This window comes from Paraglaciecola sp. 20A4 (assembly GCF_011378905.1).
Classification (GTDB): domain Bacteria; phylum Pseudomonadota; class Gammaproteobacteria; order Enterobacterales; family Alteromonadaceae; genus Paraglaciecola.
In genome coordinates, this window is record NZ_WTPY01000001.1 from 159,499 (window position 1) to 172,120 (window position 12,622).

At 43.4% G+C, this 12,622-nt stretch carries 10 protein-coding genes; 3 read left to right on the forward strand and 7 right to left on the reverse strand.

Annotation, left to right across the window (positions count from 1 at the left end; translation table 11 throughout):
- Window positions 1–15 precede the first annotated feature (15 nt).
- Complete coding sequence (locus GQS54_RS00605; protein WP_166422074.1) at window positions 16–909, reverse strand: TauD/TfdA family dioxygenase; 894 nt, start codon at window positions 907–909, stop codon at window positions 16–18.
- 84 nt (window positions 910–993) lie between these two features.
- Here GQS54_RS00605 and GQS54_RS00610 point away from each other — a divergent pair, with 84 nt between their 5' ends.
- A complete protein-coding gene (locus GQS54_RS00610; RefSeq protein WP_166422075.1) occupies window positions 994–2,055 on the forward strand; it encodes an AraC family transcriptional regulator in 1,062 nt (353 codons plus the stop codon).
- A gap of 409 nt (window positions 2,056–2,464) precedes the next feature.
- Window positions 2,465–3,031: a DUF3365 domain-containing protein gene (locus tag GQS54_RS00615; RefSeq protein WP_166422076.1), complete on the forward strand. Its 567-nt coding sequence runs from the start codon at window positions 2,465–2,467 to the stop codon at window positions 3,029–3,031.
- Between the two features lie 472 nt (window positions 3,032–3,503).
- Here the strand turns inward: GQS54_RS00615 and glmS are convergent, their stop codons facing one another.
- The 3 genes from glmS to glmU all read right to left on the reverse strand — a co-directional run bounded on the left by glmS (window position 3,504) and on the right by glmU (window position 7,788).
- Window positions 3,504–5,336, reverse strand: a complete 1,833-nt coding sequence (glmS, locus tag GQS54_RS00620) for a glutamine--fructose-6-phosphate transaminase (isomerizing) (RefSeq protein ID WP_166422077.1) — start codon at window positions 5,334–5,336, stop codon at window positions 3,504–3,506.
- Window positions 5,337–5,339: 3 nt separating this feature from the next.
- Entirely contained in the window at window positions 5,340–6,119 is a 780-nt protein-coding gene (locus tag GQS54_RS00625; protein ID WP_166422078.1) for a DeoR/GlpR family DNA-binding transcription regulator, read from the reverse strand.
- Window positions 6,120–6,429: 310 nt separating this feature from the next.
- The gene (gene glmU, locus GQS54_RS00630; RefSeq protein WP_166422079.1) at window positions 6,430–7,788 is read right to left on the reverse strand and encodes a bifunctional UDP-N-acetylglucosamine diphosphorylase/glucosamine-1-phosphate N-acetyltransferase GlmU; all 1,359 of its coding nucleotides are present in this window, start codon (window positions 7,786–7,788) and stop codon (window positions 6,430–6,432) included.
- A gap of 398 nt (window positions 7,789–8,186) precedes the next feature.
- On the opposite strand from glmU, the gene GQS54_RS00635 reads away from it, so the two are divergent.
- Window positions 8,187–9,611 (forward strand): sensor domain-containing diguanylate cyclase, encoded by a 1,425-nt coding sequence (locus GQS54_RS00635; protein WP_166422080.1) that lies wholly within the window; start codon window positions 8,187–8,189, stop codon window positions 9,609–9,611.
- A gap of 18 nt (window positions 9,612–9,629) precedes the next feature.
- Here the strand turns inward: GQS54_RS00635 and GQS54_RS00640 are convergent, their stop codons facing one another.
- Genes GQS54_RS00640 through GQS54_RS00650 form a run of 3 tightly spaced genes read right to left on the reverse strand, consistent with a single transcriptional unit; the run spans window position 9,630 to window position 12,409 of the window.
- On the reverse strand, window positions 9,630–10,520 hold the full coding sequence (locus tag GQS54_RS00640; protein WP_166422081.1) for a DMT family transporter: 891 nt from the start codon (window positions 10,518–10,520) through the stop codon (window positions 9,630–9,632).
- An 18-nt stretch (window positions 10,521–10,538) separates the two neighbouring features.
- Window positions 10,539–11,036 carry a methylated-DNA--[protein]-cysteine S-methyltransferase gene (locus tag GQS54_RS00645; RefSeq protein ID WP_166422082.1) on the reverse strand — a complete coding sequence of 166 codons (498 nt, stop codon included), beginning with the start codon at window positions 11,034–11,036 and terminating at the stop codon, window positions 10,539–10,541.
- Window positions 11,036–12,409 (reverse strand): AlkA N-terminal domain-containing protein, encoded by a 1,374-nt coding sequence (locus tag GQS54_RS00650; RefSeq protein WP_166422083.1) that lies wholly within the window; start codon window positions 12,407–12,409, stop codon window positions 11,036–11,038. Before GQS54_RS00650 ends, GQS54_RS00645 begins: the two co-directional genes overlap by 1 nt.
- Window positions 12,410–12,622: the final 213 nt, after the last annotated feature.

Sequence of the window (12,622 nt, forward strand, 5' to 3'; positions counted from 1 at the left end):
CCCAGTTTACCATTTTTACTTTTTGGGGACGCTGCCGGCTACGGTCGTCCGATACATTTCCCGGCGCATACCGTGGTAGTCACCCATGGGAAGGTGCAGTGCACAGCGGTTATCCCACATAGCAATAGACCCTTTTTGCCACCTAAAGCGGCAGGTATTAACTGGGTGTTCTATCTGTTGTTTTAGAAAATTGAGTAAGGTGTCGGCCTCATCTTGATGCATTCCTTCAATACCAATACTGTATACGCCGGTTAAGAACAACAGTTTACGACCTGTCACAGGATGACGGCACACCATGGGATGAACATTAATGTTCAATGCTTCTTCACTGGCAATGACTTCCATATTTTCGTACAAGTCGTGAACACCCGCCATACTCGGAGCATAACCTTGGCGAGCGCTATGAGTCACTTGCAGTAACTCGCATACGCGCCGCATCTCTGGTGATAACATTTCATACGCTTGGTAGAGGTTAGCAAACATCGTATCTCCACCATAAGGCGGAATATCGTAACCATATAAAATTGTGTACGAAGGAGGGGCTTCTTGAAACGACCAGTCACTATGCCAAGCCCCACCAAAAACGTAACCGGTAGATTCATCTGCCTCCTTAACAAGCCGCAATACATGCGGGTGGTCTTCTAAACCCGGCACAAATGGGTCTATTCCGTAATCGCCAAAATGTAAGGTGAAGGTTTCTTGATCTTCAATACTCAATTCCTGATCCCTGAAAAATACGACTAAGTGATCAGATAGTGCCTGTTTTATTTCCGCTATTTCGGACGTACTTAACTGCGTAACGTTTACGTTAAAAATTTCTGCACCCAAAGCCCCCGTCAAGGGGCGAACATCAATGTGTTTATATTGAGCCGATGGTCTGTTGGTTGCTGCATTGGGTGCGATAATCATAAGGAATAAGCTCCAGAAAGGTTGTTATAGATGCTTAGTCTTGAACAAAAAATACACAGACGCCAGTGTGGAAATGGCCGAAATTTGACAGTTTCGGACAAGATCGCTAGTTTAACGGCTTCCATTTCACCGTTTACCGTTATAGGGCTGGCTAGTGTGATTGATTGGCAAGGATTAAGAGACACCACTGGTGTATCGATTTTGATAAAAACAGGCTTGGAATTTGGAATGAACTTGTCGGACTGCCTAGTCGGGACCGCCATCGACCCCTCTTCTCTAGACGAGCCATTAGCCAGCATACAGTCGTGGCAAGAATTGACACTAATCCGTAACATCCAAAGATTTCGCGGTACGGATGAAGAACTCGGTCTTATAGTTGCCCGCCACTATAATACCTCGGCTATGGGTGTGCTTGGTCAAGCAATGGCAGCCTGTGAAACTTTGGAACAAGCGCTACAGCTTACTGAACGTTATCGCTGGTTTGGCCTGTCATTCAGTCGCTACGAATTGGCATCGACCGAGCAGGATTTTTGTATTAGAGTCAATGACAGTTATGTTCCAGAAGACTGTCAGCGATTTTGCCAGGAGAGGGGATTAGCTGCTTGTATGTCATTATTTTCCAGCCTTTTACAAGCGCCAGTGTCTGTCAGATCAATCTCGATGAGGTCAACCAGACCCACTAAGGCCTATGATGCATATTTTGGGGCCAATATTTGCTTTGATGCACCCTATAATCAAATTTCTTTCGACACTGAGATACAACAGCGGGCGTTACCACAACCCAATAGAAAAATTCGCTTGGCCAGCGAACGGTATTGTGACGAAGTTCTGGCAAAACACGAGCGTTCACAAACCTTTCTTGGGCGTGTCATCGATTTAATAGAAGAATACGGTTTGTCGATAAATTTTGAGCAAGTAGCTCACAGTTTAAATATTAGCAGTCGCCAACTCAGAAGAAATTTGTCAAAAGAAGGAACGAGCTTTCGGGAGTTATTACTCTCTTCAAAGATGGAAAGAGCTCAATTGTTACTAAAAAGCGGTCTTTCGGTCGAAGAGATAGCTAGACAAGTGGGGTATGCTGAAACAGCTAGTTTCTCCAGAGTGTTTAAAGCGCGTATAGGCGTTAGCCCAAAACGCTTTTTCTAAACATGGTTGTTTCACCTCGTTAAGACGCTTTGAAATGGACCGGACTTTCCATAGCTGATAATTGACTAAAGAGTCTTAGTGTATGACAAAAGAACTGACAGCAAGTCAGTCATAGACCAAAGCATTATTCTCAATAGCTCCTTAAGTATTATACAGCCTATCCGACCGCTTTCACTTAAAGGTGTAGTATCAATGAACACGCATTGCATTGTCTTTTCGTCGATGGACTAATGTGGAAATAGTAAACTGACTTTCTTTTCTTTGCTTGCTATCGCTCTCGAAAGTTGTTTTAAATCAAACTCGTTTAAGGATTTTAATCTAAGCTTACGGTTGTGTACAGAATGATATGCTTAACGTACGTTTACCCTAAATTGCAGAGTTAAACTTGCTCATAATAAGAGGAAATAACATGACTAAATTAATCGGCTTTCTCGGTATTCTCGCCTTTCCACTTTTTATCAGTGCAGCAACTCAGGCCAATGAAAGCGAAATGAAAGAAGCGCGTTTACTGATTAAAGAATTCAGTGAAACGCTTAAAAGTACGTTGTCAGCAGCGATTGAAAAAGGGGGACTGATAAATGCGCTGGGTGTCTGTCATCTAGAGGCTCCAGCTATTTCATCTAATCTTTCAAAGCAGTCAGGTTGGGATGTGCAGCGTACATCATTGAAAGTCAGAAATGCCCATAATAGCCCTGATAATTGGGAGTTAGCCAATCTACAACGCTTCGAGCAACGAAAAGAAGCGGGCGAAGCAGTAGGCAATATCGATACCTTTTCCACGGTGCAAGATAACGGGCAAACTGTTTTTCGCTATATGAAAGCGATACCTACTGGCGGGCTGTGTTTAAATTGTCACGGTAACAGTGTGTCACCCACGTTAAAGGAAAAAATCAATAGTTTGTATCCTTACGATGAAGCATTGGGTTTTAATGTAGGGGATATTCGCGGCGCATTTACGTTGAAAAAGGTGGAGTGATTATATCCTATCGGCCTAAAATCACAGTTAAATACATATGAATATTCATATGTTACTTTAAAACCAGCTCATTCGATCCGGTTTTAAACATTAATTAAAGTGCACACAGATGTCCGAGATAAATAAAGTTGGATCTGTAAAACTGGGGTCAGGGTCAATTTAAAACCAATGAGTTTGGTTTTTTGCACTAATTTCACACAATCGTTGTGAAAGTCTTTTAGCTACACCAGTATGAACGTTTTGGTATATTTGTGCTTGTATTGACTGAATAATGAGAGTCCAATTCTGGCACAGAACCGTCGATAAGATTAAGTCCTGAGTAATTCACATAAAGCTACCCCCAATGGATGAGCGTACCAATTACTAAGGGGAGCTTCGTCGGTTGGATCGCTATTCACTGGGCAAGCAATTTTAGCCTAACCCAGTTTCAAACTTTAATTAGAACGCAAAAAAATTATTTAAAATCAATGTCTTACTCGACAGTGACCGACTTGGCTAAATTCCGAGGTTGATCTACATCTGTGCCTTTGATGATGGCTACGTAGTATGACAGTAGCTGTAATGGCAGGGTGTAAATAATCGGCGCTATCGCCGCGGCGCAATGGGGTACGTTGATTACACGCATGGTTTTATCGCTTTTGAAGTGGGCTTCTTTATCGGCAAACACATACATGATGCCGCCGCGGGCACGCACTTCTTCCACGTTAGATTTTAGCTTTTCGAGTAACTCGTTATTCGGGGCAACCACGATGACGGGCATTTCATCATCAATCAGCGCTAACGGACCATGTTTCAGCTCACCTGACGCATACGCTTCGGCGTGAATATAGGAAATCTCTTTAAGTTTTAAGGCACCTTCCATTGCGATAGGGTATTGGTCGCCACGGCCTAAGAACAAACTGTGTTGCTTGTCTGCGAACTCTTCAGCTAGGTCTTTAATGCCTTGTGTCAGACTTAAGGTTTCCTCTAATTTGCTTGGTAGGCTGTGTAACCCATCAACAATCGCTTTGTGGTCCACGTCGCTCATACCGTTATGCTTACCTAAGGCTAATGTCAGCATTAAGAAGCCGGTGAGCTGAGTGGTGAACGCTTTCGTTGATGCAACGCCAATCTCGGCGCCTGCCAATGTCATAAAAGCAAGGTCGGATTCGCGTACCAATGATGAGCCAGGTACATTACAAATCGCTAAGCTCGAGGTATAACCTAAGCTTTTTGCTAAGCGCAAAGCGGCCAAAGTATCGGCTGTCTCACCCGATTGAGATATGGTAACCAACAAGCTATTTGGGTGAACAAAAGATTTGCGATAACGGAATTCAGACGCAATTTCAACGTTACATGATACGTTGGCATATTGCTCTAACCAATATTTGGCCGTCATGCCTGAGTGATAGCTGGTGCCACACGCGACGATTTGCACGTGCTTAATATTCGCTAGAACTTCATCAGCTCCTTGGCCAAAAATATTCGGGCTGATGTCGTGTTCACCTAAACGGCCTTGTAAGCAGTTACGTACTACTGTCGGTTGCTCATGAATTTCTTTGAGCATGTAGTGGCGATAACCGGCTTTGTCGCCAGCATCGTGCTCGATATCAGATTCGACGATATCGCGTTCGGCGATTTGGCCACTTTGGTCATATACGGTCACGCTGGTGCGTGTCACTTCTGCTACATCGCCTTCTTCAAGATACATAAAACGACGCGTGACGGGTAAGAGTGCCATTTGGTCTGAAGCAATAAAGTTTTCCCCGATACCAAAACCGATAACCAGCGGACTACCAGAGCGTGCAACGATCATGCGATCAGGTTCATGCTTATCAATAATTACTGTGCCGTATGCGCCTTTGAATTTACTCACCGCGGTTTGCACCGCTTGTAATAAATCTGCGCCTTGATCTAATTCATAATGAACTTGATGAGCGATGGATTCAGTGTCCGTGTCAGATGTGAAACCATAGCCTTTAGCTGATAGTTCAGCACGTAAATGTTGGTAGTTTTCAATAATGCCATTATGCACAACGGCGACACGCTCGCTGGAAAAATGTGGATGGGCATTAGCTTCGGTTACCCCACCGTGTGTTGCCCAGCGTGTGTGGGCAATACCCACGCTGCCTTTGACGGGATTATTGTGCAAAGCATCAGCTAATTCTTTAACTTTACCTGTGCGTCGAGTACGGGTTAGATTGCCTTCGGAATCGAGCAAGGCAACACCAGCAGAGTCGTATCCACGGTATTCCAAACGTTTTAGGCCCTCTAGCAATATTTCTACTACGTTACGTTCTGCAATCGCGCCGACTATCCCACACATAGGTTATGCTCCAATTCTTTTAGTTTGTGCGCAAATCACCTTCACGCCCTGTTTTTCAATATGTTTTTTATCGCTGTCAGCGATCAAATCATCAGTAACCAGTATTGATATTGCCAGCCATGGCAATTCAACATTGGGTATTTTACGTTGTAACTTTTCTGATTCAGCCAACACAATTACATCATTAGATACTTCAGCCATCACTTGACTCAATTGAGTCAGTTCATTAAAGGTGGTTGTGCCTTTTTGCAGGTCCAACCCCGCGGCGCCTATAAATGTTTGATCAAAATTGTAGGCGCGTAATACTTGCTCTGCCATTTTTCCTTGAAACGCATGTGACTGTGGATCCCAAGTGCCACCGGTCATTAACACTTTCGGTTCATTCTCGCTTTCTAACAACGAGTTCGCCACATGTAACGAGTTTGTCATAACGACTAAACCAATTTTACTGGCAAGTTCAGGGATTAGCGCAGCTGTTGTGCTACCACTATCAATAATAATACGGTTATGATCTTTGATAAGGGTTGCCGCGACTTTCGCTATAGCAATTTTACGTGCTGAAAGCTTTTCGCTGGAAAGTTCAGACGAGCCTTGAGGTAAGGGCACCGCACCACCAAATTTACGCAGTAGCAAACCATTATTTTCGAGCTCGGTCAGATCTTTACGGATCGTAACTTCAGACGTCGCAAGTAGCTTTGCCAGCTCGTCGACCATGACTTCACGGTGCTCATGTAGGCGGTCGATAATTGCGCGGCGGCGCTGTTGAGTATTTCGTTTTTGCATAATTCGAAATATATATCTTTCAAAACGAAAGATAAAGGGATTATTTTGTCTCTATTAAAACAAATACTTCGTTAGTAGCTAAAGATACCGTATGTGTATGGTATTGGATGTTACGAGGTTACATTACAGCGTGTTTAGGTGAGCGGTTAGTGGAATAAATGCCTTACCAACGTGTTACGCCAGCCTTTATTATGCGAAAGAAATAGTGTTTGCTAAACCGGAAATGAAGAAGGCTCTATTGATACAAGCAGAGCCTTGTTTGTCGTTTGGTTTTTGTTGCTATCAGCAGTGGATTAAGCGTCAATAACCATTAAGGCTTGGTTGGACGTTGCCACCCGCTAATATTACGTTGCTTCGCTCGGGCGATCGCTAATTCTTCATCGGCCACTGTTTTGGTTATCACTGAACCTGCACCAACGGTTGCCTGATTACCAATCTGAACTGGCGCTACTAACGCGCTATTCGAGCCAATAAACGCACCATCACCGATAATTGTTTTCGATTTATTTACACCATCGTAGTTACAGGTAATTGTGCCTGCCCCGATGTTGGCACCAATCCCTACTGTAGCATCGCCTAAGTATGACAAGTGATTAGCTTTAGAGCCTTTACCCAATGTGGTTTTTTTCATTTCAACGAAATTACCGACGCGAGCATTCTCATGCATAATTGTACCCGGACGCAGACGAGCATAAGGCCCTACAGAGCAATTTTCACCCACCACTGCTTGGTCTAACATGCTGTTAGCTTCGATTGTTGCACCATCGGCAATTTCACAGTCTTTTAGAATACAGTTAGGACCTATTGTGACATTAGAACCAATTTTCACCGTGCCTTCGATTACCACATTGACGTCAATGACAATGTCTTGTCCGACAATAATATCACCACGTAAATCAAAACGACGGGGGTCGAGTAAACTGACACCTTGCATCATGAGTTCTTCGGCTTGTTCAAATTGAAAGGCGCGTTCAATGGCTGCAAGTTGCTTACGATTATTAATGCCTTCAACTTCAACTTCACTAGTAGGTTGCGCTGCTTTAATGATTTTGCCTTCATTGGCAGCCATTTCAATCACGTCGGTTAAATAAAATTCACCTTGCGCATTGTTGCTGTTTAAATTAGATAACCAGCGTTTTAAATCTTTACCATTTAATACCATCATACCGGTATTAATCTCATTGATCTGACGCTGAGCATCACTGGCGTCTTTATGTTCAACGATCGCCGTCACTTGTTCGCCTTGACGAATAATACGGCCCATACCAGTCGGGTCAGAAACGTTAACCGTCAGCAGTGCGACATCGGCCTGGGCTTTCGTTTGTAATAAATTATGCAGAGTATTTGCCTTTATAAGCGGCGCGTCTCCGACCAAGATAAGTACATCTTCGTTATCATTGATATAGGGTACTGCTTGTTGCACCGCGTGGCCGGTCCCTAGTTGCTCTGCTTGTAAACACCAGTTTAGCGCGTTGTGCCCAAGGGCAGATTGTAATTGCTCAGCCTGATGGCCATAGACCAAGTTGATAGAATTAGCACCCAACTGATTTACTGTATCAATAATTCGTTGAACCATTGGCTTGGCACCAATTGGATGTAAAACTTTAGGCATTGAAGACTTCATACGCGTCCCTTTGCCTGCTGCGAGTATTACCACTGAAAATGACATGAAGTATCCTGAATCTAATGAAGTGGGGGGTATTTTACTGATGCGGGGAAAAACTACCAGTGCTCGATCTTTTATCATGTAAACGACGTAAAATAATTTATTATTGGATGCAATCAAACAATAATTTTGCAACCAAAGTACAATGTCTTAATCTTGGTCGCTTGCTTATAATAGAGTTATTAAGGTAAATTTACCGACCTAACCGTTTTATCAGCAGATTATGTGGCGAACAATATGTAAAACTTAGTATATATATTGTTTTTCATGAAATAATTTAGTTAAAAAAAGGTCTTTGGTTTAACGTGAGCAATAAATTAGTGATACTAGGGTTAATGAATAACTGGGTGCACTAATAAGCAGTTAAGCCTTTTTTCAGTTTATTTTATACAGGGTAGTTTGTGAATATTTTTCGGACCTTACATCGCAGTATCTTACTGCTCTTCGTCGTTGTCGCGGTATCCATAGTCACTTTGGTACACTTTAGCGTATCTAAAATCGTTGCAGAGCAAAGTCGTGCTCAGCAACAGTCTCACTCTCCTGCATTAGAGCTTATTGTTCAGCAATTGATGAAACCACTACACATTTCTGAAACGCTGGTAAAAGCAAAAGAATTACAAGATTTAATGGGAGCGCCGTCTATTGATGAACAGGCCGTTTTCGACAGTCTTAAACGATTGCAGCGTGAATTTGGTATGAATTTTTTTATTGCTAGCGAAAAGAGTCGACGGCAGTATTATTCTGATGGCACCACGACAGAGCTATTAGAAGGTAACGTTAGTTGGTATTTCAAATACAAAGATTCAGCACAGAATGAAATCGCCGATATCGGTAAATGGGAAGACACCCACTTCTATATTGATTTAAAAGTGTTTGACGAGAACCAACATTTTCTTGGTTTTTTCGGTGTGGGCAAAAGCCTGCGTAGTTTTTTAGATATTTTTGCGCGTTATAAAGAAACCTATGGTTACGACTTTATTTTTGCCGATCAAGACAGAAATATTACCTTGTCATCGGATCCCAAATTGGTCGCCGCGAATTCAGAGTTTACTAATTTAACCAATTTACCATGGTTCAAAGACTTGTCAGAGGAAGAGCAGCAGGGCTCGTTAAATAACCTATTGGTGAAAATCAACGGTTATGATTTTTTGATCGCAGAATTGAACATTCAACCGTTTGACTGGACGTTATATTTGATGACGCCCCTTGAATCTCGTCAAACTGAGATTAGCCGTGGCTTTATTTTTAGCATTGTCACCTTGTTAGTGCTTATTTTTGGCTTGTTTTTGATTATTTACAATTTATTGTATTACTTCAAAAAAGACATGCAAAAAACGCGTCAGATTGACGTGTTAACAGAACTGCCTAACCGCGCAAGTATGTCGCTTATGTTTGATGGTTTTATGTATGAAAAATCATCTGTGAGCTTGGTGTTAATTAACCTAGACAATTTTAAATCAATCAATGAAACACATGGGCGCAAAGCGGGTGATATCGTTTTACGCCAGATTGCTTCAATGTTGCAATTAGAGTTAAGAAAGCAAGATATACTTGGGCGTTGGGGCGGCGAGGAATTTTTATTATTATTACCGAACACTGGACCTCATGAAGCGGTTGATGTGGCAGAAACGGTGCGTAATCGCCTAGCCAATATGACGATTACCACAGGCAGTATGTCCATTCAAATGACTGCGAGCTTTGGTGTTTCGTTTACTGCTATTCCGCGGACCATTAATGAAGTGATTGCGGCTGCGGATGACGCGCTTTTTGCCGCTAAGCGTGAAGGACGAAATGTGGTGCGTTTACAGCTTATCGCCGAGCATTAAATCAAGCCCTATAAGCACTTAAAGGGCAGGTTTAATTTTTAACCTGCGCCTTTCGACGATTCCAGTGGCTAACACCACGCCAGTTATAACCAAAACCACTCCAGCCCACATTAACGTCGTGAACGTTTCATCTAATAAAACAATTCCCCACATAATGCCAAATGCTGGGATCAAGTATGCAACCATTAAAGCATTGCTTGGCCCTACATTGGCGATTAAACGAAAATATAATAAATAGGCTAAGGCAGTACATAAACTCCCCAAGGCAATGGCATCGATCCAGCTGCTGGACGAGGGTACAGAAGTGGGCATAAACCAAATATTCAAAGGCAGTAAACATAAAGTCGCAGCAAATAAACTACCAGCGGCCAATGCCATCGGGCTTACATCACTTAAATACTGCTTGGTAAAGCAGCCTGCGTAGCCATACAAGGCCGTGGCACCAAGCGTGGCAAGTGTGGGCAATACGGCGAGCGCGTTGAATGCAGCCGCTTGAGCCGCACTAAGTATGGCAACCCCCAAAAAGCCAATAACTAAGCCCAGAACGGCAAATCCGGATATGCGCTGCTTTAACCATAATAGGCCGATAAGTGCACCGAACATAGGGGCAGTGGCATTCATAACAGAAGCGTACCCTGCACCAATGTGCAATAGGCTATAACTGAAAAGACAAAAGGGGATAGCAGTGTTGGTTAGCCCGACGACAAGGATCCCTCGCCAATGTTTGCTTATTTGGGTTAAAGCAACGCGATTGCAGATAAAGGGTAGCAAGATAAGACAGGCCACGCCTGCACGCATAGTGATTAGGCTAATTGGCCCAAACTCAGGCGTTGCAGTTCGAGTGAAAATAAAAGCCGCACCCCAGATACCCGCAAGAAAAATGAGCTCAACAAAATGACGCGCTTGCATAAATGTTCCTTATTTCTCTTATTTTGCTTGATGAGCACTAAATAGTGAGTTTTCCAATTGCAGTAAATAGGCTTTGCGTTTCAAACCGCCGGCGTATCCGGTAAGGGTGCCGTTAGCGCCGATTACTCTATGACAAGGAACGATAATTGATATGGGATTTCTACCATTAGCACTGCCAACTGCTCGGACTGCTTTAGGGTTGTCTAAGCGCTTAGCAATATCGCCATAACTGCAGGTTTGCCCATAGGGAATATCGCGTAGCAACTGCCAAACTTTACGCTGAAATACCGTTCCTTTGGCGGCTAGGGGTAAGTCGAATACTTCGCGTTCGTTGTTAAAGTATTCGATGAGTTGTTGCTTGGCCTTGCGCAATAAAGGGTGACTACTTGGCGGTTGATCTTGTTGCTCAACGTAAGTAATTGCGCTGATGCCTAAATCATTTGCCGTTATTTTTAATAGCCCCGTAGCGGTCGATAAATAGTCATATGATTGATTACAATCTGCGGGGGTTGTCATCAGGCAAGACTCCATAAGGTAAACGTTAAATAGCTGCGCCAAGGACAGGCTTTATCGGCTTCAATACTATGTAATAGCAATTGTTTTTTAATCACTAAATCGCTGTTTAACCAAATGTCGGCCTGAGATTGTCCTCGCAAATTAGCATAAGCTACTGTCCACGGACCAATACCTTTTAGTGATAGCCAATCATCAGGAGGCGCATCAGGTTGTTGCTGATAAAATGCGGCAAATCGACGAAGGGTTTCTCGGCGGCTATTTGGCATACCCAAAAAGCTAAGATCGCAATTAGCGACGGCTTCGGCAGTAGGAAAATAACGACTGATTAGCGGGCTTTTATCCCGGGTATTAGGAATAGGTTGACCGAGCTCTGACACCAGTTTTGCTGCCAGGTTAATGGCCGCTGTAACGGAGATTTGTTGCCCTAAAATAGCTCGGCAGCCTGCTTCAAAGGTATCCCAAATACCAGGGATCCGTATCCCGGGAGTGGTATGCTCTTTACGCAAGCCACTTTGCATAAGCTGCTTATCTATGGTCACGCTATCGGCATCTAAATCCAAAATTCGCCGTATATTATGCAACGCAGGCTTGAGTTGGTACAAATTATCTAGACGCAAGGTCACGATAAAGCGATGCTTATGAGCTTGATGTTGTGCGTGAAAATATCCATGACTGCCATTGAGTACTACACTGCGAGAATAGCTGGTGTCATCCACCCATTCGCAATCTTTTATTGCCCGACGAGCCAGAAAATCGCGCAATTGGGGCCAATTGTAAGGTGGCCGATAAGCAAGTGGAATAACAATGGGTTGCAATAAATCAGCAGGTTTTATACGCAATTCCCTCGGTGTGCGACGCATTACACGTTGCATGTTGTATTGTAAACGTCTGGTGTCACTGAACCCCGCAGCGTCGGCAACATGATCAACCGGAAGTTGTGTGTGCTGGAGTAGCTGCTTGGCAAACAATATTTGTTCATATAGCTGATATTGCTTCGGGCTGAGCCCGATATGGCGTATAAATAATTGGCGCATGTAGCGATCGCTTATTCCGAGTTTTGCAGCAATTTGGCTCATATTGAGATGCAGGTTTTCGCTGAGCAATCCCATGGCGCGGGTTACTGTGGTATCGACACCATTCCATGCATGTGAATGAGGTGCACTATCAGGCCGACAACGTAAGCAGGGACGATACCCAGCAAGCATTGCCTGTTGTGCTAATGTGAAGTACTCGACATTTTCTTCTAACGGAAGTTTGGCCGGGCAAATGGGACGACAAAATATTCCGGTTGATTTGACCGCAATAAAAAAACGCCCATCGAACCGCGGATCTCGGGATAATCTAGCTTGTTGAAAATGTTGTGTCGTAAGCATGAGTGAACCGAATGTGTTAAGTCATGGACTAATAATAATCCGCTGAGCCATTATTATGCGTTCAAAGCGGAACTCAAAGCAAAATAGTCGCTCACATAGGGGGGCGCAATTGCTTGTTGAATTCTTAGGCTAATACAGCTGATAATACGCGGCCATTTTACCTTTAGTCAGTAAAAGGAAGTTACTATGTTTTTTATCGCCATTTTGGAGCTA